18 protein-coding genes and 1 pseudogene are annotated in these 24,843 nt (G+C 42.0%); 9 read left to right on the plus strand and 10 right to left on the minus strand.

From position 1 onward, the window contains the following. Positions 1–494: 494 nt before the first annotated feature. From msrB to PN457_RS14930, 3 genes are all read right to left on the minus strand, one after another. Positions 495–1,004: a peptide-methionine (R)-S-oxide reductase MsrB gene (gene msrB / locus PN457_RS14920; RefSeq protein ID WP_271734174.1), complete on the minus strand. Its 510-nt coding sequence runs from the start codon at positions 1,002–1,004 to the stop codon at positions 495–497. A 57-nt stretch (positions 1,005–1,061) separates the two neighbouring features. Then, a complete protein-coding gene (locus PN457_RS14925) occupies positions 1,062–6,191 on the minus strand; it encodes an nSTAND1 domain-containing NTPase (protein ID WP_271734175.1) in 5,130 nt (1,709 codons plus the stop codon). Between the two features lie 962 nt (positions 6,192–7,153). Then, positions 7,154–8,893 (minus strand): ABC transporter ATP-binding protein/permease, encoded by a 1,740-nt coding sequence (locus PN457_RS14930; RefSeq protein WP_271734176.1) that lies wholly within the window; start codon positions 8,891–8,893, stop codon positions 7,154–7,156. Positions 8,894–9,031: 138 nt separating this feature from the next. Here PN457_RS14930 and PN457_RS14935 point away from each other — a divergent pair, with 138 nt between their 5' ends. Both PN457_RS14935 and PN457_RS14940 read left to right on the plus strand, forming a co-directional pair. Next, on the plus strand, positions 9,032–9,172 hold the full coding sequence (locus tag PN457_RS14935) for a hypothetical protein (protein WP_271734177.1): 141 nt from the start codon (positions 9,032–9,034) through the stop codon (positions 9,170–9,172). A 12-nt stretch (positions 9,173–9,184) separates the two neighbouring features. Continuing rightward, a complete protein-coding gene (locus PN457_RS14940) occupies positions 9,185–9,991 on the plus strand; it encodes an Rpn family recombination-promoting nuclease/putative transposase (protein WP_271734178.1) in 807 nt (268 codons plus the stop codon). 157 nt (positions 9,992–10,148) lie between these two features. On the opposite strand, the gene PN457_RS14945 is transcribed toward PN457_RS14940, so the two are convergent. Beyond that, positions 10,149–10,511 (minus strand): putative quinol monooxygenase, encoded by a 363-nt coding sequence (locus tag PN457_RS14945; protein WP_271734179.1) that lies wholly within the window; start codon positions 10,509–10,511, stop codon positions 10,149–10,151. 90 nt (positions 10,512–10,601) lie between these two features. Further along, on the minus strand, positions 10,602–13,049 hold the full coding sequence (gene ppsA, locus PN457_RS14950) for a phosphoenolpyruvate synthase (RefSeq protein WP_271734180.1): 2,448 nt from the start codon (positions 13,047–13,049) through the stop codon (positions 10,602–10,604). 170 nt (positions 13,050–13,219) lie between these two features. Here ppsA and PN457_RS14955 point away from each other — a divergent pair, with 170 nt between their 5' ends. Together PN457_RS14955 and PN457_RS14960 are read left to right on the plus strand one after the other, a co-directional pair. After that, entirely contained in the window at positions 13,220–13,624 is a 405-nt protein-coding gene (locus PN457_RS14955; protein WP_271734181.1) for a hypothetical protein, read from the plus strand. 470 nt (positions 13,625–14,094) lie between these two features. Further along, the gene (locus tag PN457_RS14960) at positions 14,095–15,156 is read left to right on the plus strand and encodes a tellurite resistance TerB family protein (RefSeq protein ID WP_271734182.1); all 1,062 of its coding nucleotides are present in this window, start codon (positions 14,095–14,097) and stop codon (positions 15,154–15,156) included. Between the two features lie 161 nt (positions 15,157–15,317). On the opposite strand, the gene PN457_RS14965 is transcribed toward PN457_RS14960, so the two are convergent. Together PN457_RS14965 and glyA are read right to left on the minus strand one after the other, a co-directional pair. After that, complete coding sequence (locus tag PN457_RS14965) at positions 15,318–16,568, minus strand: competence/damage-inducible protein A (RefSeq protein ID WP_271734183.1); 1,251 nt, start codon at positions 16,566–16,568, stop codon at positions 15,318–15,320. A gap of 145 nt (positions 16,569–16,713) precedes the next feature. Continuing rightward, positions 16,714–17,997: a serine hydroxymethyltransferase gene (glyA, locus tag PN457_RS14970; protein WP_271734184.1), complete on the minus strand. Its 1,284-nt coding sequence runs from the start codon at positions 17,995–17,997 to the stop codon at positions 16,714–16,716. Between the two features lie 278 nt (positions 17,998–18,275). Here glyA and PN457_RS14975 point away from each other — a divergent pair, with 278 nt between their 5' ends. Together PN457_RS14975 and PN457_RS14980 are read left to right on the plus strand one after the other, a co-directional pair. Then, positions 18,276–18,473, plus strand: a complete 198-nt coding sequence (locus PN457_RS14975) for a hypothetical protein (RefSeq protein WP_271734185.1) — start codon at positions 18,276–18,278, stop codon at positions 18,471–18,473. 81 nt (positions 18,474–18,554) lie between these two features. Then, a complete protein-coding gene (locus tag PN457_RS14980) occupies positions 18,555–19,031 on the plus strand; it encodes a Tic20 family protein (protein WP_271734186.1) in 477 nt (158 codons plus the stop codon). Between the two features lie 3 nt (positions 19,032–19,034). Here PN457_RS14980 and PN457_RS14985 read toward each other — a convergent pair whose 3' ends face one another. After that, a complete protein-coding gene (locus PN457_RS14985) occupies positions 19,035–19,808 on the minus strand; it encodes a fumarylacetoacetate hydrolase family protein (protein WP_271734187.1) in 774 nt (257 codons plus the stop codon). Between the two features lie 234 nt (positions 19,809–20,042). Between PN457_RS14985 and rpsF the strand changes: the two genes are divergently transcribed. Continuing rightward, entirely contained in the window at positions 20,043–20,390 is a 348-nt protein-coding gene (gene rpsF, locus PN457_RS14990; protein ID WP_271734188.1) for a 30S ribosomal protein S6, read from the plus strand. Between the two features lie 103 nt (positions 20,391–20,493). Here rpsF and PN457_RS14995 read toward each other — a convergent pair whose 3' ends face one another. Beyond that, positions 20,494–20,841 carry an STAS domain-containing protein gene (locus PN457_RS14995; RefSeq protein WP_271734189.1) on the minus strand — a complete coding sequence of 116 codons (348 nt, stop codon included), beginning with the start codon at positions 20,839–20,841 and terminating at the stop codon, positions 20,494–20,496. Between the two features lie 427 nt (positions 20,842–21,268). Between PN457_RS14995 and PN457_RS15000 the strand changes: the two genes are divergently transcribed. Next, positions 21,269–21,898, plus strand: a complete 630-nt coding sequence (locus PN457_RS15000) for a DedA family protein (RefSeq protein WP_271734190.1) — start codon at positions 21,269–21,271, stop codon at positions 21,896–21,898. Between the two features lie 198 nt (positions 21,899–22,096). Here PN457_RS15000 and PN457_RS15005 read toward each other — a convergent pair. Then, positions 22,097–22,480: pseudogene (locus PN457_RS15005) on the minus strand (transposase); the annotation flags it as partial. Between the two features lie 333 nt (positions 22,481–22,813). Here PN457_RS15005 and PN457_RS15010 point away from each other — a divergent pair. Further along, positions 22,814–24,772: an NACHT domain-containing protein gene (locus PN457_RS15010; RefSeq protein WP_271734191.1), complete on the plus strand. Its 1,959-nt coding sequence runs from the start codon at positions 22,814–22,816 to the stop codon at positions 24,770–24,772. Positions 24,773–24,843: the final 71 nt, after the last annotated feature.

The following is a 24,843-nucleotide window of genomic DNA, read 5'->3' on the forward strand; positions in this document are numbered from 1 at the left end:
CAACTGTTGTGATATAGCATTCATGGTGCTGTAGGGTAAGTGTTGATACGGGAGCAATCAGGGTAAAAGATTTGATATTGATAAATTATACTATAGTTGGTTGAGTGATGTGACAATTTTTAATACTGCGTATACCCCACCTTTTACCCTGTGAGGGCTGGGTGTGGGGTCAAGAGATATTCTAGGATAATTTAGCTAGAAGTCGGGGATCTGTGTGACTGTGGGAGGGGGTGTAATATCCCCGACTTCTCACATTATTAGAGATAATCTAGGATAATTTAGCTAGAAGTCGGGGATCTGTGGTGCGATCGCGAAGCGCTGCTACAAGCAGATCGCCCTGGGTTGAAAAATTGCGTTTGATGCTACACGGGGAACCGGGGGTTAGAAACCCCCGTCTCAAAGCTAAAGTCAGATGAATCTGACTAGAATCTTATGTATTTGATTATTTTTAGCTAGAAGTGGGGGATCTGTGTGAATGTGGGAGGAGGGTCACATTAAACAGGGACAAAATTCAAGGCGACACCGTTCATACAATAGCGCTTACCGGTCGGTGCTGGACCATCATCAAACACATGACCTAGATGTCCACCACAGTTACTACAATGCACTTCGATTCTAGTCATAAAAAATGACCGATCTACAGTAGTGGCGATCGCACCTTCAATTGGTTGGAAAAAACTCGGCCAACCAGTACCACTGTTAAACTTAGTATCAGATGTAAACAGTGCTTGTCCGCACCCAGCACAGACAAAAGTACCCTCGTCATATTGCTTATCTAGGGAGCTGCTAAAAGCGGGTTCTGTACCATGTTTTCGTAAAACGCGGTACTGTTCCGGCGTTAAAATACTGCGCCACTCTTCTTCAGGTTTAGTAATTGCAAACTGGCTTTTAGAAGTCGTCATGGTTTTGGAGTCCCCCCAAGAGAAGATGTTAAATAAATTGTGTGATAAAACTGCAGTGCCGACAATTGCGGTACTAGCCTCTAAAAAATAGCGTCTGTTCATGATCTCAATTCTAACCTAAGCAATTTTTTCTATAGAGCCTACATTACCCACTATTTACTAGTCAAAACAAAGTTCATACTCTTGTGTGGTCACATCAGGGTTAGTTTTGAGATAATCACCCAGGCGATCGCAAGCATTGCTCACCAGTTCATTGAGTTTCAATGTTTGCAATTCTACCTCCTCTAGGTTCCACAATTTAATAGTGGCATCCCTACCCGCAGAAGCTAGCTTAGTACCGTCAGGACTAAAACTAACAGTGTGAGCACCCTGGTTATGAGCAAAGAAGGTTTTTAACAACATAGCATTACTAATATTCCAGAGTTTGATAGTACCATCATCGCTAGCTGAGGCCAAAACTTTGCCATCGGGGGAGAAACTAACATGAAGTACTAAACCAGTATGCCCCTCGAAGGTGTGAACTAGTGAACCGTCTAACCTCCACAGTTTAACAGTTTTATCATCACTAGCTGAAGCAATAGTTTGACCATCGGGAGCAAAATTAATCTTCCATACACTAGCGTTATGACCTGAAAAAGTGTTCAACAGGCGACCCTCTAAGTCCCAGAGTTTGATAGTTTTGTCCACACTAGCAGAGGCGATAAATTTACCGTCGGGGCTAAATTTGACATGAGTTACCCAACCGTTATGACCGGAAAGAGTTTGTAACAGCTGACCGTCGCGACTCCAGAGTTTAATAGTTTTGTCTACACTAGCAGAAGCCAGAATTTGATCATCAGGGCTGAAAGTCACACTCGTGATCCAACTATTATGTCCCTTCAGGGTATGCAGTAAAGTCCCATCTCGTTGGCGAATGTCGATACTGTGGTTTGTACGTCCCAAGGCCGCTATATTTTGATCTTTAGTCAAGCCAACATTGGTAACATCTTCTATGGGGGAAGGTAATGTTTCCAGTAATTGACCGTCCAAATTCCAGACCCTCATAGTTTTGTCATCACCCATAGAGGTGATAGTATTTCCATCAGCGGTGAAGCTGATTTCATTCACACTACCTTCATGACCATAGAAAATTTTAGGTAAATTTTTTCTCAACTCCCATAATCTAATAGTATTGTCATCACTACCTGACGCTATTGTGCGGCTATCTGGGCTAAAACTCAGACTATTAACCTCATGGCTATGTCCTTGTAAAGTATCTAATAAGTCACCGGCACGAGTCCAAAGTTTAATAGTTTGATCACGGCTCACAGATGCTATGATTTTACCATCGGGAGAAAACCTGACTTGCCAGACACCCAGAGTATGCCCTTCTAGAGTTCTGAGTAAATTACCATCACGACTCCAGAGTTTAATTGTATATTCATTGGTGGCAGAAGCAATTGTTTGACCATCGGGACTAAAACTGACATCCAAGACTTCTTTGGTACTTGCGGGTAAGGTTGATAACAAACGACCATCCAAACTCCAAAGTTTCACCGTGCCATCATCACTAGCTGAAGCAATGGTATCACCTTCTGGTGCAAAGCTGACGCTATTGATACTTCGGCTATGTTCTCTAAAATTGAGGAGCAATTTACCCTCACGGCTCCATAATTTTGCAGTCTTGTCAGTACTCCCACTGATTAATAACTCACCATCCGGTGAGAAACTGACGCTATTTACACCATCTTCATGATCTGTGAGAGTTGTGATTAACTTACCATCACGACTCCAGATTTTAATGGTATTATCACTACTACCAGAAGCAAATACTTGACCATCCGGTGAGAAACTGACGCTATTGACTTCACCCTGATGGTCTGTCAGAGTTGCTATTAAACTGCCATCACGATTCCATAGTTTAATGCTGTTATCAGCATAACCCGCAGCCAGTATTTGACCATCCGGTGCAAAACTAACACTAGTCACCCAGGAATCATGGGTTAACCGATGACGTTCTTGAGTGCCATAAAGTGCTTGTTGTAGGATGATTGCAGTTTGAGCTTGAATATTACTCGGGATTCCATAGGTGTTTTTTTGGACTTCCCTACCCGCTTCGAGTCCCGTGACTAATGCTTCTAACTCCTGATGGGAAAACAGAAAGTTTTGTGACAAAGCATTTAAGGCTTGTATCTCTCGTAACTGGGCTTTTTGACCTTGTTGGTAAGCTAAAACAGCTAAACCAAAAGCAGTCAGTCCCAGAATGCTCATAATCCCCACTGTTCTTTGAGCTTTTCGCAGTCGATTTTTTTCTATTTGTTGTTGGCGTTGTCTTTCTACTAAACAAGCTTGAATAAAACCTTGGACATCAACAGATATTTCATCGGTGTAATTGAGATAAATCTCTTCAGCTTCTGCAAGGCGAACACCTTGTAAGAGAAAGTCAGGCTGTTGATTGTTATTCTTCCACAAAGCTGCTGCTTGGGCAACTTGACGACGCGATCGCAACAGCGCCCGATTTTCCTCCAACCACCAGCGCAACTTTGACCAATGGCGAATCAGCACCTCGTGAGCTACTTCTATAGTTACAGGGGAAGACCGGGGGGATGAGTCCGAAATTTTACCTTCTGCTCTCACCTCATCCCACACCCCTGCATCCTCTTCTAAATTCACCACCACCAGCTTGGCAGCAATTAACACTTGTAATGTTCTTTCTACCAATGCCTGCGGGTATTTTTGCACAATTAGCTCAGATTTGAATACCCGTCGCCTAGTATCTTCTGTACCCTCACCCAACTGTGTCAGCGACAGAAAAATCCACCGCGCGCAGTCTTGAGCTTCCGCATCTAAACTAGTATAAACTGTTTGAGCTTTACTTTCCAAAGCTCCTTTAATTCCGCCCAAATGCTGTTGGTAAGCTTGTAAAGTAATCGCACCATTTTCGCGATATTCCCACAACTGTTCGAGAACAAATTCTAACAGTGGTAAATTCCCCGGTGATTGGTGTAACTCTTGTACTAGCACTTCGACTAATTCCGCCTCGACTGTTAAACCAACTTGTCGCCCTGGGTTAATAATCACACGTCGGTATTCTTGTTCCGTCAAGCAGGGAGTTAACAGCACACTCGACTGCTGTAATAACTTCACCAATACTGGTACTTCTAAACAGGGGGCGATAAAATCAGCCCGCAAAGTAATAATTAATTTAAACTTATCTGGCATTAGTTCCAGCGCGCCTAGGACAAGTTTTAAAAAGCGTTGTCTATCTTCACCAGATGCAAGAGTAAATAATTCTTCAAATTGGTCTACTACCAAAATTACCATTGGTTCCGGGCGTTGAGCTATCCACTGGGCAAACCCTTCTACCCCTTGGGACAACATCCCTTGTAATTCCGCCTGCTGGTAAGCTTTTTCTTTTTCCGTACCGCTATCTAGCAAGCGCTGTGATAAAGCTAGCAGAGGATTGGCACCAGGGCGACAGCTTCTCATCCACCAGTCTTCACTACCTGGTAATAGTTTACCTTGTCGCAGTTGAGCGATTAATCCCGCCTGTACTACCGAAGATTTACCACTACCGGAGGCTCCCACAACCGCAATAAATGACTTTTGCCCCAACTCACTAATTAGCTGCTCTACAACAGCTTCTCTACCGTAAAAATACTGAGCGTCTTCTTCCCGAAAAGCCCGTAAACCCCGGTAGGGACAAAGCCCTAAATCAATAGCTGCTGTTGATTGAGTGCCTGTATTGCCCGTGGGTATAATTTCAATTACACCTTGGGATCCAGATAGCCAAATATGTAGAGGTAAGTCATGCTGAGAAAATAATTGTAATTGGGTAATCCAAGCCGCAGCTGATAAACTACCCTGGGGTGGGGCTGCTTCTAAGGTAGAGTGGAGGGCTTGGGCAAATTTTTCGGGATGATTTTTAGGTGAAGCCGCAGCAATTATACATTGTCCTTGATCAAATCCTAGTTGTAAATCTTCTACCCAGTCTTGTAGGGAGGGCTTGTCATTGGCTACCCCGGGGCAATCTAAAATGATAATTTGTTGAGTATAAGTTGAACGCCTCAGTTCTTGTCTTAACCAAGAACGACTCAGTCGGGTATTTTCTCCTAAAATTAAAGCCGGTTCACCAGCTTCAGTTTCTTCGAGTCGCCCACGTAAATATAACAGTACTGTAGAAAAAACTCTCGGGTGGTTGGGTGGTGCTGCTTGTGTGGTTTGTAAACAGGTTTGAATAGTAGAGTGTAAATCTTTAGTGCTAGCTTCTATGGAGCCAGTCCAATACTCTAACTCAAAACCACCCACACCCCGGAATAATTTACTTACAGCTAGGGTGGTCTGATTTGTGGCTAGTCCCTCGATTATTAATGCTTGTCGGGGAGAGGGAGATTCTACAAGGGCTGGTTTTAATCCCAGAATTACTTCCCCCACTCCTTCTACAATACGCTTGGGTGTTTGCTGCGGATATTCCGAATACAGATGAGTGTCGCCTCTACTTTTGTTTTGCTGATTAATCAGTCGTAATTGCTGATTAGTGTCTTCAATGTATTGGCTGGTTTGATGATAAACATATCTATAAAGTGCATCAGCATCAATTAATCCTTGGGGATCAGCCGCTTGACCGCGCAACCCACGCATTAAGTAATAAGTAAATACGCCATGTCCCAGTTCGGTAAACTCCCAGGATTGTTGATTAGTATCACAGGACAGTAAGGCATAAAATCCTTTACTCTGTTTTGCTCTTTGGCGTAATAATTCCACCATCTGGGATGTGGGGTTGGGTAGGGATGCTGTAGTTATATTACTTCTGGAATTGCGGAATGTGAGATTACCGCTATGACAAGCATCTAGCCAGACTAACTGAGTTTGCGCCTGACTATTTCCCAACAGGTGCAACACTTCCTGTAAAGCTAAACCTGTGTTGAGTAAGTCATCTGTTTGAGTATCTGCTAAACACAAAAATGCTTGTTGTGAATTGGGATCTAGCATCCCATGTCCAGAAAAATAAAATAAAATTGTGTCCTGTGGTTGAGCAGCATCCGTAATTTCACTTAAGCCACGCCGCAGTGTGGAGAGGGTCGGTATTTCGGATAAATCATGGTAAACCCTCTGCTTAGTCTGGGTCAGTCCTTGGCTAGCGTCGCTCAAAGCTGCGGCTAAACCCTGACAATCTACAGCGGAGTAGCGTAGTGAGGGTAGTCTCTTGTCTTGGTATTTGTTTACTCCTACTAACAACAGCCAAAATTTTGCCTCTGCCTTTTTTAGGATATGGGTTAAGTGACTGGTAGTGATACCGAGTGGAGACATTTTAAGTTTTCTGGGTAATTAGTAAGGTCTAAGTAATAGTATAAATAAATGCTTGTTTACTGTCGCCCACAGGCTCGCCCAATGACAACCCCATTTTTGTGCCTGATGACAAGGAAAAACATGAGTACTGTCCCCGGTAGGTTGTGGGATGCAGCGATAGTAATATGACATCACCAGTAGCTACTGCCGTAAGCCAAGTGGTATTCTGTTTATATTAATACTTTTTGACGAATTATTGCAGTATTTTTCTTTATTCTTAGAATTGGGGTGTGAAAATTGGTGAGCTAGTCCTAAGCTGACTATTTTATAGATAAAACTATACTTATGTTGACAAGTATTGACATAAGTGAGTGAAGAAAATCGCCCACTTGATATATAATACGATATCAAGTATTGAATTAAGACTATTGCCAACGCGAAAACCAAGCAATGATAGCGGTGGTCTTTCTTGTAAATCTTAACTTGAGAAATATCGCGTCTGGCTAAGGCGTGCAAGTCTACACCAGGGATAACCGCTCCCATGCTCCCGTTGAAGTAGAAAGTAAAGTCTAGCTTTGTCTAGGTTTTATATAGCAGATTAATCCGGTAACGATAAAAAAAACGCCAATTTGGCCACATGAATGGGATTTTATTTGTTAAAGTATTGATTGTAAAAGACTTGTGGGCTTTATAGTCCAGGCTTTACTACACTTCAAGAGCATTAACTGCGGTAGTAATTCCGATACTTCTGTTAATTCTGCTCTATGACTTGAAGATTGCTGCTAGATTCTCTGTAGTGATCTCCACCAATCCCTTCTTCTCGCAAAAGGGACACGTAGAATCATAAGTCCTTGTTGATTTACTCCTATCTAACCCATAGTTCAACAGCACAAATGCTGTTGAACAGGGTTTTTTCGCAATCAAAACACCTGAGACATTTTTAATTTTGTCTGAGGTGAATGTGCATCAGGAGTGGTTAAGAATTAACTAAAAGCATTGAAATCAAGAGTATATTCGGATATGGGTAAAAACCGCCAATTAGAGCTGCCATCGAGTTCTAATACATACTCATGATATTGTAACAAACTGGGGCGGTGTCCCACACTAATTAATGTGGTTTCCTTGGCTTTAAGTTGTTCATACAGCTTCTTCTCATTAGCTAAATCCAGCGCACTTGTAGCTTCATCTAGGATGACATAGCTAGGCCTACTTAGTAGGAGTCGCGCAAAGGCTAGGCGCTGTTGTTCACCTAAGGAGAGAACATTAGCCCAATCTAACTCAATTTCAAAGCCTCCAAATCTTTCTGGTAACTCTGCTAAGTTCACCTCTTCTAAGACATGGCGCATTTTACTTTCGCTGATATCATTGTCAGGGTTGGGGTAAAGTAACTGACTGCGCAACGAACCTAGAACCATATAAGGACGTTGGGGTAAAAACATGATCTCCGATAAAGCAGGACGGATAATCTGACCAGTCCCCGCATTCCATAATCCGGCGATCGCCCTTAATAAGGAACTCTTACCACTACCACTATGACCCACAATTACCAGACCCTCACCCGGTTGTAAGCTGAATGGTAAATCCCGAACTAAAGTGCGTTCATAGTTGGGGGTCAACAGGGTCACACGACGCAACGCTAGGTGAGAATCTTCTGTGATATCAATAGTCGTCATTCCTGATGGGGTTTGGTTTGTGGTTTCCAGGACTGCGGCTAAGTCCCCCATCCGTTCAATCCCCGCTGCAAAAGCTGTTAAATTTTCAAACTGACTCACCACCACAGATAAAGCCCGGAAAATCTGACTAAAGGCGATCGCAGCTTGGGTAAATGTCCCAAATTCAGTATCACCCGCAAAGTAAATTGGTGCAATCACCAAATAAGGAAGGGCTGAAACAAAATAATTATAGCTGGTAGTAAAAAAGCCTAAATTCCGTTGCCAATTGATCAACAACTCAAAGTTACGAATAGCCTGTAAAAAACGCTGTTTAAGCTGTAGTATTTCTTCTGTTTCACCTTGGTAAAAAGCGATGGATTCGGCGTTATCCCGCACATGAACCAAACCATAACGAAAATCAGCCTCGCGTTTGAGTTGATTAAAATTAATGCCTATTAACCTTTGACCCAGCCAAGCGGTTACCACAGTCCCAAAGATAGCATACACGACCAGAGCCACCGATAGGGAAACAGAAATAGATAATAAAACCCCAGTAAAAGAGATTAAAGTAATAACTGATGTCAGAATCAGTAATGAAAAAGATAAACTAGTCCGGGTAAATGCTCTAATATCCTCAGCAATCCGCTGGTCTGGGTTATCAATTTTCTGATTAAAATTAATTTGGTAATAAGCACGATTTTGGAAGTATTTATCAATAAAATGGTTTGTCAACCACTCCCGCCATTGTAAACCCAACTTGTCTTGCAGATAGCCAAACATGACAACAATGGGAGTACCAACGACTAATAGCCCCGCATAAATGGTAATAAATCGCCAAAAAGTTGATGTATCTTGCGTTTGGGGAAAAGTCGCCAAAGCAGTATCAACATTCCGGAAAATAAAGCTAATACTGACATTAATACCATTAACAGCTAGTGCCAAGACTAGCAACAGTCCTAGTAATCCCCTAGCTTGCCATTTTTTTTCCGAAAACCAGTAGGGTTTGGCTAGCTTGAGAAATTTTTGCCACAATTGAGGGTCTAATCGTTTTGGTGGGGTTATTGTACTCATTGCCAAGTTTAAGAACATCTAATAGTAATTCTGTATGACAATTCGCCAAAGTGAAAACCGCAAAACACGGAAATTAAACACAGATACCCATTTAGATTGTAGTCTGGAGATTTCAAAGTTCAGTGGTACACGCAATTCTTGAGCGATCTGGGTATCCAGGAAGGTAAACAGGAAATAGCCCTTAAGCTAGGGGAAGGGATGACAATAGAAGCGATCGCGCGAGTTACCGGATTATCTGTAGAAGTAGTACAAAAATTACAGCAAGAATACCAGCCATGATAGAATTTTGTGATGTTTGATAACATCACAAAATTCATCGCGGAAACATTTGCCACCGACTTAGCAACATGGCTATTGGGAAAACCCGTAGACTTAACCCAGTTAAGTCCCAAAGAACTATCTAGTGAGCCTATCCGTGCTGATGCTCTGATTTTACTGCAATCAGAGGAGGTAATTCTACATCTAGAATTCCAAACCCAGCCAGATGCGTCCATTCCCTTCCGGATGGCGGATTATCGCCTGCGAGTGTATCGCCGCTTTCCCCAAAAAAGTATGCAGCAAGTAGTGATTTATTTAACACAGACTAAATCACCAGAGGTATATAAAGACAGATTTGAAATTGACAGCTTACAACATGAATTTAGGGTAATTCGGCTGTGGGAGCAACCAACAGCAGTATTTTTAGGGAGCAGTGGATTACTACCATTTGCCGTGCTAAGTAATACTAATAATCAAGCGACAACATTACAAAGGGTGGCTGATGAAATCAACAAAGTAGCTGACAAGAGAATGCAAAGTAATCTCACAGCATCCACAGCAGTTTTAGCTGGGTTAGTATTAAAGCAAGAAGTGATTCAACGCTTATTACGGCAGGATATTATGCGCGAATCAGTGATTTATCAGTTGATTAGAACTGAAGGGAAACAAGAGGGTATACAACAAGGTATACAACAAGGTATACAGGAAGGTAAACAGGAAGGTAAACAGGAAATAGCCCTCAACTTGCTAGGGGAAGGGATGACAATAGAAGCGATCGCGCGAGTTACCGGATTATCTGTAGAAGTAGTACAAAAATTACAGCAAGAATACCAGCCATGATAGAATTTAGTGATGTTTGACAACATCACTAAATTCATCGCGGAAACATTTGCCACCGACTTAGCTAGGGTTTAGTATAACAGGACAATAACCATATTGCCCTGCTTAGTGTTGATATTTCCGTCAACAAGGCCCATTAATTAGCCTTGGGGCTTTGTCAACGTCTAAAACCATACTCAAGAGTAAAAAACTGGGGCTTCAAGTCGGCTAAGGGTTCCCTGAGTTTACTTAGTTCTGCTTCTGGTCCGTGAATTTCCAAACGAGTCAGCTCGGCAATTTTCAGGGCTTCTTCGAGTAAGTAACCAACATTATCAAGATGAGTTAGCAGTCCCTCTGCATCTTCATACCCTTCACGACAGTGAACTTGGTCTTGATCAAAACTAAATCCATAATAGAGACACCTAGATTCCTCACTAGTTTTTTTGACAAACTGCTCACACAAATCCTTGAAAGCGTCTAGCTTCCCACTATTAACTTGGAAGTAGGGGACAATGGTACAGCATTTATCTTCAGTGGGCATAAATTTATTGTAGTAATTGTTAACGTGGTTATCTACCTGAAATTACATTTACCACGTTTTTAAGCAAACTTATTTGGTTAAATGCCGATTTTAGATATTTTCCTCTACCTTTGCTATCTCCAATAGTGTTTTTAAAACCGAATCGGGATTAAGACTAATAGAATCAATTCCTTCTTCCACTAAAAACCGCGCAAATTCTGGGTAATCGCTGGGTGCTTGTCCACAAATGCCGATTTTACGCTGCTGCTTTTTAGCGGATTGTATAGCCATTTTGACCATTTGCTTAACTGCTGGGGTGCGTTCATCAAACAAATGTGCTACTAATGCCGAATCTCTATCTAATCCTAGGGTTAGCTGGGTTAAGTCATTGGAACCGATAGAAAAGCCATCAAAAACTTGTGCAAACTCCTCAGCCATAATCACATTACTAGGTAACTCACACATAACATAAACCTGTAAGCCATTGGCACCTTGTTTGAGATGATTTTTTGCCATTTCCGCCAACACTAAACGCCCCTCATCGGGAGTACGACAGAAGGGAATCATGGGGATGACATTAGTCAAACCCATATCATCTCGTACTCCCTTGATGGCTTGACACTCCAGAGCAAAACCTTCTCTGTAACCCGGGTCATAGTAACGTGATGCTCCGCGCCAACCCAGCATGGGGTTTTCTTCCTTGGGTTCAAACTGCTGACCGCCTAAGAGATTAGCATATTCATTGGTCTTGAAATCTGACATTCTCACAATTACCGGCTTAGGATAAAAAGCCGCCGCAATTCTGCTTATACCCTGGGCTAATTTATCGACAAAATATTGGGGTTTGTCTTCGTAAAGGGCGGTAATTTGATCAATTTTGGTTTTGACTTCATCCTCTAGCTTTTCATAGTGAATCAAGGCCATAGGATGAACTTGGATGTGGTTAGCAATAATAAATTCTGTGCGTGCTAAACCAACTCCGTCGTTGGGAATTGCAGATAAACTTAATGCTTCTTGGGGGTTACCCACATTCATTAAAATTTGGGTACGGGTGCGGGGTAAGTTTTCTAAAGCAACTTCTTTAATTTCAAAGGGTAACAAGCCATGATAAACTCTACCTTCATCACCCTCGGCGCAAGAAATGGTAACTTCTTGACCGGTTTTTAATATGGCTGTAGCATTGCCACATCCCACAATTGCGGGTACTCCCAATTCTCGCGCAATAATGGCCGCATGACAGGTGCGCCCACCAGCATTAGTAATAATCGCCCCGGCGCGTTTCATAATTGGTTCCCAGTCTGGGTCTGTTCTCTGTGTTACTAATATGTCTCCTGGTTCAAACTGTTCAATCTTATTGACATTTAAAATTAGCTTAACTTTACCTTGAGCAATGGCTTCGCCAATGGCGCGACCAGTCACTAGGGGTTGGGGGGGGTTGGCTTCCTTATGGGTTTTAACCAAGTGATAGCTGCGTAATAGGTTTCCTGTTTTCTGTGATTGGACTGTTTCGGGACGGGCTTGGACAATGAATAATTGATTAGTAATCCCATCTTTAGCCCATTCAATATCCATGGGGGAGTAATTACCGTTGGCTTGGGTATAGTGGTCTTCTATTAAACAAGCCCAATGTGCCAGTTGGAGAATTTCGCTATCACTGAGGGCAAATTTACCTTGTTCTGTTTCCGGGACTGGGACATTTTTTGTATGTTTTGAGCCATCATCATAAATCATTTTTAGCTCTTTGCTGCCCAATTTCTTATCGATGATGGGGCGAAAACCTGCTTTTAATGTCGGTTTAAATACGTAGTATTCATCGGGGTTGACGGTTCCTTGAACTACGTTCTCTCCTAAACCGTAGGCGGCGTTAATTAGTGCTGCATCCTTAAACCCGGTTTCGGTGTCAATGGAGAACATGACCCCGGATGTGGCTAGGTCGGAACGGACCATTTTTTGAACGCCGACGGTGAGGGCAATGCTAAAGTGGTCAAATCCCTTGGTGTGGCGATAGGAAATGGCGCGATCTGTAAATAGGGATGCAAAGCAACGATGACAAGCTGCTAGGACTCCCTCTACACCGACCACATTTAAGTAGCTTTCTTGCTGTCCGGCAAAACTAGCGTCGGGAAGGTCTTCGGCGGTGGCGCTAGAACGGACTGCTACATCTGTGTCTTGGTGATATTTCTTACATAATTTTAGATATGCGGTGGCGATCGCATCCCGTAAGTCTTGAGGAAACGGTGTTTCCATGACTAGCAATCGGGCTTTTTTGCCTCGTGCTTTTAAATTTGTGACATCTTCAACATCCAAGTCAGCAAACAGTTGACGTAATTTGGCTTCTAACCCTGCTGAGGCGATGAAATAGCGATAAGCGTAGGCGGTGGTAGCAAATCCCGTGGGGACGTTTACCCCTTGATGTGTCAGTTGTTGAATCATTTCTCCCAGTGAGGCATTTTTCCCACCTACTAGGGGTATATCACTAATACCAATTTCATCAAACCAGAGAATGAGCGATCGCGCTTTATCAGATTGAAAACCTGTATTCTGAGATACTGTAACCATCTGTATTACCTCTCAAGTAGACGCTTTGGTTGTCAGTGATTCTTAAAATATTTTTCCCATGTCTAATTTTATCCTTAATACTTGAGATTGTGCTATTAGATGCAACAATATAGTTAGAAAATTAAATTTTCGAGATCATAACCAGAGCACAGTCCCAGATTGATCATACAATGGCACAACTAGAAAGACTACTACAAATGGCTGAAGATGAACTAACTCAATACAGTACTGATGCCCGCAAAATTGAAAAAATGCGCCGTAAAATCGGTTTGTCTGTATCGATGGTGGAACAGAGGCAAGTTAAAGCTGAACTATTAGCTACCATGAAACCTAATATTATTACTAATCTGGTGGAAGAACAAAGGCAAGCAGTAGCCTTACCATTTTGGGGCATTGCAGGGTTAGGTTTGTTATTCGGAATTTCCGTCAATCAACCGGTGCTTTTATTAGCAGGTGTGCTGGGGAGTGTAGCGGCTTTCCGAATCCAAAAGTGGGGATGGCAATTACAAGCGAAGCGTTTATTATTAAAAACTCTCGAAGATATTGAGGCACGGGTGTACCCACCCAGAAACTAAAGCGGACTTTACGTATATATCCGTAATTTTTGTGTATGATTAAAAACAATTTAGAGGTAACATCTTGCTCATGGTATAGAAATCTATTGCTAGCTGGTTAAAAATTCTTACCATAGATGAAATTAATTTACCAGATCATTCCAGCAAGAGATAATTACTGCTATGGTAATTGAATTGTAGAGTAATTGTAGAGTAAATATTAAGGATAAAATATTTAAGAATCCCAGGGTTAAACAAAACACCAATATTACTATATATGCTGTGGATCTTAGTATGACTGAAATTTAGGGTCAGGTCAATCAGGAGTTTGACAAAGATGGTAGGCTTAATTGGCACTCTTTGTTACTCATGAGATATCCAGTTAACTAAACAATAGCGAATCCTTGGTACAAGAGGTTAGCTAAATTACGAAAGTGACCATTGTGACTTTTAATATGCTCGTACTACTTAAGAAATAGGAGGTAGTAATTATGACTAAATATGATCAGATTTTTAATTCTACAAAGACCACCAAAGAATCACTGACTCCAGAAGAAGCAGTAGCAGCGATGGCAGTGGTGACAGAAATTGCTCATTATTCCATAGAGGAAGCGGATGCAGAAGTTTTAGCGAGTATCCTGTGGGACCTTGAAGTTTTTGAGGAATACTCAGAAGATGGAATTGCCCAAATAGTTCATAGACTGATAGACATTGCCGCAAATGAGGGACTGGGAAGCCTATTTAATGTTGCGAGTAAAAGCCTTACCCTGGAACTAGTGCTAGATGCTTTTGCTGTGGGGGTAATGGTGATTATAGATGAAGACGATTTAATTATCCCCAAAGACAAACAGCCGTATCTCAAGCAATTACAGAAAGCTTTAGACTTGGAAGATGAAGAAGCCTATGAAATCATACAAGAAGTAATTGCCGCCTATCAAGAAGGAGAAGAAGCACTTTACCTAGAAGACGAGAACGACATAATCATAGACAGAGATTATGGCGAAGATGTATATGAATCGCCCTCTGGTAATTTTTCAGTTCCCATTCCTGTTGACCCACGGCAGGGAGGTCAGGTAAAAAGTGAAGACGGGGTGGTGGGCTTTTTTGATAGTTTCGGTACTATGCTGAGAATTGATCATTACCCCATATCCTCAGAACAACTAGAACAGGTAGAATCTATTGGGCAGGAAGAATATTTGCAGTCAATTTTGCTCAACAAGTATGTTCCAGAAGTAATTTTTACTAATCTGCCCAAGGCAGAAGTCATATATACTGAGTATTTAAAAAACGCTATTGAAGGTTCTTTCTTTGCGTTAATTGATATGCCCCAGGGGTCAACAATTCCCCAAGCACAAAATAACGGTAATACCAGCAGACTAGACGCATACCGAGGGCTTTTAGCATTTATGCATTCTAACTATTTATATATAGTTAGCAGTCAGGAAAGCTTTGATAGGGGTGAAAAACCCAGTTCTATTAAAGAAGGAGCCGAGGAGATTAAGGAGAGTATTTTGGATTTTGTGGAAACTATAGACTTCATCGAAACCGATTAAAAGTTCCAAGGGGGTGAAAAACCCCCTTCTAGCTTAATTCTCTAGGCCAATTAGATGAAATCTGGTGGAAATAAGAGTGTTAAAACTCTTGTGGGGATCCCGTTGCTATAACGCAACCTTAAATTTAAGTTTTAGTTGATAAATCATCTGTGAGTAATGAATTAAATCCTAACTATTAAGCGCCGCAGCAAATCCAAAGCTGTATTAGCACTGACATGACGAATTAAAGCACGTCCCCGCATCGCTCCAAAGCGATACTCAAAACTAGTCACTTCATCCTGCGGTCCGGCTAAACCGATGTAAACTAAACCCACGGGCTTAGTATCAGTTCCTCCAGTGGGGCCAGCAATACCAGTAATACTTAATCCCCAGGTAGTTGACAGGCGGTTTTTCACCCCCATAGCCATTTGTTCAGCAACAGTAGCACTGACAGCGCCAAATTTATCTAAATCCTCTGGGTTCACTCCTAGTAACTTGACCTTGGCGGAGTTATCATAAGCAATTACCCCACCCCAAAAGTAATCAGAACTACCGGAAATATCCGTTAACATTTGTCCCAGTCCTCCACCTGTACAGGACTCGGCTACGGAAATAGTCTCAGTTTTAATACGTAATAATTTACCAACAACAGCGGCTAAAGTATCATTACCACTCCCGTAGTAATCTAACCCAGCAATGTCTTTTAGCTGTTTCTCCACAGGGGTAATTAAAGCCTCTGCGGCTTCTGTTGTGGGGGCTTTGGCGGAAATGCGTAATCTGACTTCGCCTTTACCGGCGTAAGGGGCGACGGTGGGGTTAGGTAAGTTAAAATACGGGGCAACTTTTTCTGCTAGAGCTGATTCACCAATACCCCAGAACTTTAAACTGCGGCTGTAAATAATTTCTTTTCCCCAACCTTGATTTTTGAGAAAAGGTACTGCTGTTTCTGTCCACATCTGATGCATTTCTGAGGGAACACCAGGAAAGGTAAAAATGGTTACATTAGGTCTGGGTTGCCAAATAATCCCTGGGGCTGTCCCACTGGGATTAGGTAAAATTTCTGCACCTTGGGGAATTAATGCTTGTTTGCGGTTGGTGGGGCTCATGACCCGACCTCGTTGGGCGAATTTATCGGTAATGTCTGCAATGATTTCTGGACGTTCTATCAAAGGAACGCCAAAAAAATCGGCGATGGTTTCACAGGTGAGGTCGTCGGGTGTGGGACCTAAACCACCGGTGAAAATCAGAATTTGCGCCCTTGATATGGCAATTTCTATGACTTGTTTGACTCTTTCTGGGTTATCGCCTACTACTGTTTGATAGTAGTGGGGTATTCCTAGTTGGGCTAGTTGTTGGGCTATATATTGGGAGTTACTATTCAGGATGTCCCCTAGGAGTAGTTCTGTACCAACACAAATAATTTCTGCACTCATGGAGGTGAATGGGGTTAAAGAGAGGTTTTTTTTGGTCAAGTCGCAAAGGCGCAAAGGTATCAGGATCTCAAGGTTTGATTTTTTATCCCCTCTGTTTTTGGCGGGTTTCTCAACCTATACAACTTCTACCTTTGCGCGAATTTAACTAAGCTAAGGCTGGTACGGGAATGTGCAGATGTGGGTACAAGGGGAAGCGATCGCACAATGCCGCTACCCGTTGGCGACAATCTTGTATTACTGTCTCAGAACCGGGGGAAAGTAGCCTATCAGCGATAATATTACCAATCTCGGTAAATTCTGCGATCCCCATACCCCGTGTAGTCATAGCTGGGGAACCCAATCTTAGACCACTAGTAACAAATGGTGATTGTGGGTCAAAGGGAACTGTATTCTTATTGGCGGTAATATTTACCTCACTCACCAGTTGATCAGCTTGTTTACCTGTGAGTCCAATATTCTGTAAATCTACTAACATTAAATGGTTATCTGTCCCATTAGACACCAGCTTTAACCCACGGGTTTGCAGTTGACTAGCCAAAGCCCGGGCATTATCAATTACTTGAGCCGAATACTGTTGAAAATCGGGTTTTAGTGCTTCGCCAAAAGCCACTGCCTTACCGGCGATGACGTGTTCTAGGGGTCCGCCTTGGCTACCGGGAAAAACTGACTTATCTAGCTTCTTACCCAACTCAGCATCCCGGGTCAAAATCAAACCACCACGGGGACCGCGGAGAGTTTTATGGGTCGTGGTTGTCACTACATCACAGAAAGGAATCGGGCTTGGGTGCAGACCGCTAGCCACTAAACCCGCAATATGGGCAATATCTGCTAGTAAGTAAGCTCCTACTTCATCGGCAATGCTGCGGAACTTTTCAAAGTCAATCACCCGGGGATAAGCCGAATATCCGCAGATTATGAGCTTAGGACGCTCCCTTAGCGCCTGCTCGCGGATTTGTTCGTAGTCTAGCTGTTCTGTTTCTTGACTAACACCATAGTGGCAAACTTGGAACCACTTTCCGGAAACATTTACCGGCGAACCGTGGGTCAGATGTCCACCGTGGGACAAATCCATCCCCATTATTTTATCACCTGGTTGCAACAATGTCAAGAAAACTGCAAAATTTGCCTGAGCGCCGGAGTGGGGTTGGACATTAGCATGAGCGGCACCAAATAGCTGTTTAGCTCGGTCGATGGCTATTTGTTCGATTTGATCAACAAATTCACAACCGCCATAATAACGTTTACTTGGTAAACCTTCGGCATATTTATTAGTTAATACTGAACCTTGAGCCGCTAGTACCGCAGCTGAGGTAAAGTTTTCACTAGCAATTAATTCTAGGTGCTGGCGTTGACGCTGTAGTTCTTGGTTAATTAACTCAGCGATGGCGGGATCGGAGTTAGCCAAAATTTCGGAATTGGTTTTAGTCACTGAAAGTTATCCTTGGTAGAAATTTGCTCAACAATCTGTTTCTAGTTCCTGTGGAGGAGGGATGAGGGCGTGTTTACCCTGGTACATTGAGGGTAAAACCCATAGCTCTTGAATCTCAAATTTTACCCTTGATGGGGAATAGGTTATTTTACCTTTCGTTACATACTTTGGTTTTTTAGGTCGTTATACATACAATAAGTTAAAGTTCACCGGATTTTTGAGTGCGATCGCGATTTTTTATGAGGTGAGCCATTGTTAGCATTTTGGAATCGGATGCGATGTTAGTCATTTTAATGGATAATCAAATCCTTGCTCCTGGGAAAGTTTGCCAATCTTGTTTACTGGCTGACGGTAGCGGTCAACCCCGTTGGTATGGGGGTCAACTGCGATGTGCTCAAGCTATTCACAAACTGGCGGCACAGCAAGCACAGCAATATGAATGTATGATGGGTTTCCGAATTGCCGATATTGAATAATCGGATTTTGCCGCTAGACTACATAACTGCGTTATCCTAGGCTCAAGTAACTCTTGAAATTTAGCCATAGGAGAACCCACAATGACTTGGCGCGGGTCTACAACGGTTCCTGACCGGATTTTTGCTTGTTTACCTTATTTACTCCCCCTGGTTGAAAGTCTCAGCTTTGGTAGCTTTTTGTTTGGACAGTTTCCTGTACTAAAATTGCTGTTTATCCCTTTGAGTCCCATAGTAGCAATTTATGGCAGTATTCCCTTTGCTAGTCTAATTATTTTCTTGGCTTTGTTTGCCCTGGTAATCAGAAACGAAAAAATAAATCACTTTATTCGTTTCAATACTATGCAAGCAATTCTTCTAAGCATTGTTTTATTTTTGTGTTCCATCCTACTGGAAGTTGTGGGTTTGGTTCCTGGTGCTGGCTTGGCCACAGAAACCCTCACAAACACCATCTTTATCGGCATATTAGCAGCATTTGTATATTCTGTAGCCCAATCCTTGTTGGGGCGTTATGCAGAAATTCCCGCCATTTCCGATGCAGTGCATATGCAAATACGGTAAGTGTTAACGTTTGGTGACTGTGTTCTCTAGGCGACCAATGCCTTCAATTTCTACCCGAATGCGATCGCCGATGTGTAATTGTCCTACGCCAAATGGCGTACCGGTAAGCACTACATCCCCTGGTAGTAGTGTCATCACCTGACTAATGTAGGAAACTAGGACATCAGGGGGAAATACCATCTCATCAATACAAGCAGATTGCACAGGAGTGCGATCGTCATTCAAGAAAGTCTGTAACCTCGCACCGGGATTTACTTCGCGCACAATCCAAGGACCTAGGGGACAGAAGGTATCAAAACCCTTGGCGCGAGTCCATTGGCCATCCTGTTGTTGTAAGTCCCTTGCCGTGACATCGTTAGCGACAGTATAGCCCCAAATTTTAGTTTGGGCTTCTTCTGGTGTGCAGTCACAAGTGCGATCGCCAATTACTAGTGCTAGCTCACCCTCGTAGTCCACCCGCTGGGACTGCGGAGGATACTTAATCTGTGTTTCCGTAGGAATAATAGACGTTGATGGCTTGAGAAATATTAATGGTTCTTTGGGGACTGTAGATCCCATTTCCTGAGCATGGTCTGCATAATTCTTCCCTACCGCCACTACTTTTGAGGGCGCACATGGGGTGAGAATTTGATAATTTTCCGGTTCTAGAATTAAATCCGTGGGTTGTCCTTCTAACCAGGGAGGAGCATCTAACACCTGCACGCTCAGGGATAGTTGTAGCAATCCATAGTAAATCTTGCCTTCTAGATTTTGAACTCGCACATAGCGCTGCGCCATAAACTTGATGAATATCCTTTTGTTTGCGATTACCAGCTGCTTTAGATTTTAGATTGGATCTAAAATCTAAAATCTAAAATCTAAAAATTGGCGCATTTGGCTCATAATTTTGCTGAAAAACTGATAAGATTATAATTCCTTGTTGCTGAGATGTTGATAATTATTAGTATCAGTGGTGATATTTTTGTATCAAATCACATCAGCAGCCCTTTGTCCATAAGGTGACTGAAAATCATGTCTATAGTTTACGAAACAATTTACATTCTCCGTCCAGACCTAGGAGATGAACAGGTAGAGCAAGCAATTGCTAAATACCAAAACTTGCTGACTGAACAAGGTGCTGAAAACATCGAAATTCAAAACCGTGGTAAACGTCGCCTAGCTTATGAAATTAAAAAGCATCGGGATGGCATTTATGTTCAAATGAACTACACAGGCCCCGGAAATGCCATCGCTGTTATGGAACGTGCTATGCGTTTGAGTGAAGAAGTAATTCGTTACTTGACCATTAAGCAGGAACTACCAAAGGAAACAGCACAAGCAGAAGCAGAAGCAGAACAGACAGAAGCTGTTGCTGTCTAACAAGGCAATGTCACACTTGCGTAGCTGATCCCTTGAAAACAAGAATCCCCGAGTTTTTAATTCGGGGAATTTCAACGTTACAATCTGACCATAGGTGAATATATCAAGCCACCACTAGATTTTTATCATGGCTGTGAGTGAAAATATCCTCATAAGTATCAAAAATTTCAAATACTGAGTCCAGCTGTGTTAGCTCCAAAATTAATCTCACCGGAGCTTGTACGTTACACAAAACTAGACGACAATTATTTTCACGCGCAGAAGTTAGTCCATTGATGAGGGGGACTAATCCTGAACTGTCCATGAAATCTACTTCTGACATATCAAGAACCCAGAGTTGATGAGGCCGGGGTACCACTTCAAGCATCTGTTTGCTAAAAGCCATTCCACCTTGCAAGTCTATACTGCCGTGGGGCTTAAATAAAACTACTTGATCTTGTGAGATAATCATGAATTTAACAAACTAGTTGGAACACGTGACAGAACAGAAATTTGACATCAATACTGATTCGGTTTCAACGACAAAATCACTGTTTTATCTTTAAAATGTCGTATAATTTATTATGACTCATATAAGTATACGCATGATTGTTTACTAATTTCGGTATCAAGGGTATCTTTTACCATATCTTTATATCTTACCATACCATTGATAAATATTTAATAAAAACTGCTAAATAAAGTTGCATAAATATACATTTAATGCTTGGGGATGGAGTCAAGGTTTGGAGAGACGTGTAAATCTGCATCTAAAAATCTCCTTGACAAGTAAGTGGCAATCTGGAAATTTCAATTGTGGAAGCAGCTTGATTGACACCTCAGCCATAGAAGCGCCAAGATATATAAAAGGTAAAAAATTGTAAAGGCGGCGGTGCGGGATGTCTGTTGATCTGATTTCACTAGAAAACATCCAGGAATTTGCTCACCAGTATGGTTACTGGGCAATTTTTTGGGGAATTTTGCTAGAAAATTTGGGCATTCCTCTTCCTGGTGAAACCGTAACCCTAGTGGGCGGGTTTCTCTCCGGTAGTGAGGAACTAAACTATTGGTTAGTTCTTAGTGATGCCGTTGCAGGTGCTGTCATTGGTGGTGCTTGCGGCTATTGGCTTGGTAAATGGGGCGGCTGGCCTTTTCTAGTAAAAATAGGTAAACTCTTTCGGATTTCCGATGAGCGGTTATTGAATATTAAAGATCAATTTAGTGAAAATGCGACTAAAGCCGTATTTTTTGGGCGTTTTTTCGCATTGTTACGGATTTTTGCCGCACCACTGGCTGGTATAGCCGAAATGCCTTTCAGAAAATTCTTTTTGTACAACTTAGCAGGAGCCACCGCCTGGGCCAGTCTCATGGTAACCTTAGCTTTCTTTGCTGGTAGAGTTGTCTCCCTAGAACAACTAGTTGCTTGGGTGAGTCAATTTGCGATCGCAGCCTTACTAATCCTTGTTACCTTGATTGTCATACCCATCTGGTTAGAATCCCGCCAGGTCAAGGGCGCGGCCGGTGAGTAAGTAGGTGAGTAGGTCACAATACAGTTCAGTTAAGGGTAAGAAGCTTATTAGTGATGTGAAACTTCGGAGCTTCTACTCGTTTTCCAATACCTCTGTGTTTTGGCTTTTTAGAACAAAACTTTGATACAGGTTTTTTCACAACCCTGGGGTTAGTACGGTGAATTCGTTCGGGTAACAACGTATCCAGAATCTCTATGGTTAACCAATCGAAAAAAGGGGGAATTCTTCTGGCTGTAAGCGTTGAAACTTAGGAATAGCACGACGAATGACCCCTAATGTTCCTGTAAAACTCAGACGTAATGGTGGAACCCCGGCAGTAGTTGCGGCTTGAAACATTAACACCCTGACTGACCAATGTCCCAACAACCAGCCATATATTTCCTGCACTACTTCGCGTGGTGTTTGGGAACGAACGTGAGTTTTTCGCACTAAAAGGTGTATTTTCAATTCATCAATGGTATTTTCTACTTCCCAACGCTGATGATATTCTCTAGCTAACAACTGTGCCGGAAATTTTTCAATATCTAATAAGCTAGTAATCAAGCGATATGGCGGTAAGCGAAGCCATACCGTAGGCTTATCGCTTGTTCAATTGCCGTTGCTGGAATAGCCATCTCGATTGCTTTGAGCAAGTCACCATTTTGTATATCGGGACACACCAACGAAAAATCTCTCAGATGCACCACACTTAATTTCCATTCTTGGGAACAATGCTTAATTTACATGACTTTGAGGCTTAACTGAACCGTATTGACACCCACCCAACCACATACCTTTGATATGACACAAGTTTCCTAGCCCCAATGTCGGAGCCGTATCTTACCACCATATTCTGAGTTTTGGGTAGTGTGAGAAGACACTATTTCTCAAGTGATATAAACTAGAGATTAATTGGTTTTAGAAAGCACCAAAAGTATGTATAACTGGAAACGATTCTGGTGTTCAACCACAGGAAATATCAGGCTTGACTATGGTGGATTTTTAGATGACCCAGAATCAGAATATGGGCGTTTGGCTAATGCTGAGGTAGTTTCATTTAGCAAAATATCCCATATTTCCTGCCTAATACTGTTGGGTGAACCAGGTCTTGGTAAGACCACAGCAACTCAGGAAGCATACAAGCAAGTTCGTGACCAAGTACGTGAATCCGAAGATACTTGTTTGTGGTTTAATCTCGGTGATTATGATTCTAAAGAAGATTTGTGTGAGGCCATTTTTCGCAACGAAACATTTACAACTTGGCTGCACGGACATCATAAACTACATCTGTTTCTCGATAGTTTAGATGAAGGTTTACTCTCGATAAAAATACTTGTCAGAATTTTAAAGAACGAGATAAAAAATCTTCCTACAGATCGCCTTTATTTTCGGATTACTTGTAGAACATCAGTTTGGTTAGAAAGTTCTAGCTTGGAGCAAAAACTTAAGGACAAATGGAAAGAAGCTAGTACAGGAATATACGAACTAGCCCCCTTACGCAGGATAGATGTTACTGAAGCTGCTCAAGCGAATGGTGTAAATTATGAAAAATTTATACAGGAAATTTTAAATAGAGAAGCTACTCCACTCGCTATTAAACCAGTTACATTAAAATTCCTCCTCAGCACCTATTCTAAAAATGAACAATTTCCTCCTTCTCAAAAAGAACTATATGAGCAGGGTTGTCTACACTTGTGTAAGGAAGTTAACCCAGACCGTCTAGAGTCAGGATTCAGAGTTAGATTAAATGAGTATCAGCGTTTAATAATAGCAGGCCGTATTGCGGCTGTGATGATTTTTGCTAACCGATCTGCTATTTGGACAAGTCCGGAACTGACAGATATACCTAATTCAGATATAGCTATTCTGGATTTATGTGTAGGCAAAGAAAGTATTAATCAGCAAGATTTTTTTGTCGAAAAAGATGATATCCGCGAAGTTTTATCTGTTACAGGTTTATTCTCTTCTCGCGGCACTAATCGTATGGGTTTTGCTCACCAAAGCTACGCTGAATTTCTTGCAGCATGGTATTTGGTTCAGCATAAGATACCGTTAGTTCAAGCAATGAGTCTGATTGTTTCACCTGAAGACCCAGAACGCAAATTAGTTCCTCAGCTTCATGAAACTGCTGCATGGTTAGCTAGTATGAAGACTGATATTCTTCAGGAAATTGTCAAAACTGACCCAGATGTATTGTTGCGAAGTGACATTCCTACAAATGCAAAATTTCGTGAACAAATAGTCGATAACTTACTGAAGCATTACGATAATGGTAAACTATTTAATCGAGATTTTGGTAGTTATATAAGATATAAAAAACTTAAGCATCCTGGACTAGCTGAACAACTGCGTCCATATATTCAAGACTCTTGTAAGCAATTTGAAGCGAGGTATCAAGCGATAGACATTGCTAAGGTCTGTGAGGTATGCGAACTTCAGGAAGATTTAGTTAATTTAGCACTCTTATCATCCCAAGCTATAGACCTGAGAGCTAACGCCGCAATGGCTATTTGCTCAATTGGTGATTTAAATACAAGATTAAAATTAAAGCCTCTAGCTGTTGGTGAACTTACAGAGGATGGGGATGACCAACTTAAAGGATATAGTCTAGAAGCAGTCTGGCCAGAACACTTAACAGCAGAAGAATTATTTAACGCTATTACTCCACCCAAAAGGAGGAATTTTTCTGGCGGGTATCGGAGGTTTCTTAATTATGAACTTGTAGCGAAACTCCGGCCAAATGATTTAGTGATAGCACTCAATTGGGTTGAAAAGCAGGGAATTAGATGTTTTGGATATCCATTTGAAAAACTAGCAGATGAAATTATTAGGACTTACGCAACTGGCACAGGCGATCGCTACGCAGAGCTTGCATCTGTGTGTAGCAATCGCTAAATGAAAGCACATTGGTATTATATAAGTGATGTCAATGGCACGGGGGGATGCCTAGTGCAGTTGATAGTAGA

Source organism: Anabaenopsis arnoldii (genome assembly GCF_028331025.1).
In the GTDB taxonomy this organism is placed as follows: domain Bacteria; phylum Cyanobacteriota; class Cyanobacteriia; order Cyanobacteriales; family Nostocaceae; genus Anabaenopsis; species Anabaenopsis arnoldii.

Bases quoted from the DNA above. Each gene is read 5' to 3' on its own strand.
- PN457_RS14930 (WP_271734176.1), bottom strand. From the start codon at position 8,893: ATGAGTACAATAACCCCACCAAAACGATTAGACCCTCAATTGTGGCAA.
- PN457_RS14960 (WP_271734182.1), top strand. From the start codon at position 14,095: ATGACTAAATATGATCAGATTTTTAATTCTACAAAGACCACCAAAGAA.
- PN457_RS14975 (WP_271734185.1), top strand. From the start codon at position 18,276: ATGTTAGTCATTTTAATGGATAATCAAATCCTTGCTCCTGGGAAAGTT.
- PN457_RS14955 (WP_271734181.1), top strand. From the start codon at position 13,220: ATGGCACAACTAGAAAGACTACTACAAATGGCTGAAGATGAACTAACT.
- PN457_RS14925 (WP_271734175.1), bottom strand. From the start codon at position 6,191: ATGTCTCCACTCGGTATCACTACCAGTCACTTAACCCATATCCTAAAA.
- PN457_RS15000 (WP_271734190.1), top strand. From the start codon at position 21,269: ATGTCTGTTGATCTGATTTCACTAGAAAACATCCAGGAATTTGCTCAC.
- ppsA (WP_271734180.1), bottom strand. From the start codon at position 13,049: ATGGTTACAGTATCTCAGAATACAGGTTTTCAATCTGATAAAGCGCGA.
- PN457_RS14985 (WP_271734187.1), bottom strand. From the start codon at position 19,808: ATGGCGCAGCGCTATGTGCGAGTTCAAAATCTAGAAGGCAAGATTTAC.
- PN457_RS14945 (WP_271734179.1), bottom strand. From the start codon at position 10,511: ATGCCCACTGAAGATAAATGCTGTACCATTGTCCCCTACTTCCAAGTT.
- rpsF (WP_271734188.1), top strand. From the start codon at position 20,043: ATGTCTATAGTTTACGAAACAATTTACATTCTCCGTCCAGACCTAGGA.
- PN457_RS14980 (WP_271734186.1), top strand. From the start codon at position 18,555: ATGACTTGGCGCGGGTCTACAACGGTTCCTGACCGGATTTTTGCTTGT.
- PN457_RS14940 (WP_271734178.1), top strand. From the start codon at position 9,185: ATGTTTGATAACATCACAAAATTCATCGCGGAAACATTTGCCACCGAC.
- PN457_RS14995 (WP_271734189.1), bottom strand. From the start codon at position 20,841: ATGATTATCTCACAAGATCAAGTAGTTTTATTTAAGCCCCACGGCAGT.
- msrB (WP_271734174.1), bottom strand. From the start codon at position 1,004: ATGAACAGACGCTATTTTTTAGAGGCTAGTACCGCAATTGTCGGCACT.
- PN457_RS14965 (WP_271734183.1), bottom strand. From the start codon at position 16,568: ATGAGTGCAGAAATTATTTGTGTTGGTACAGAACTACTCCTAGGGGAC.
- PN457_RS15010 (WP_271734191.1), top strand. From the start codon at position 22,814: ATGTATAACTGGAAACGATTCTGGTGTTCAACCACAGGAAATATCAGG.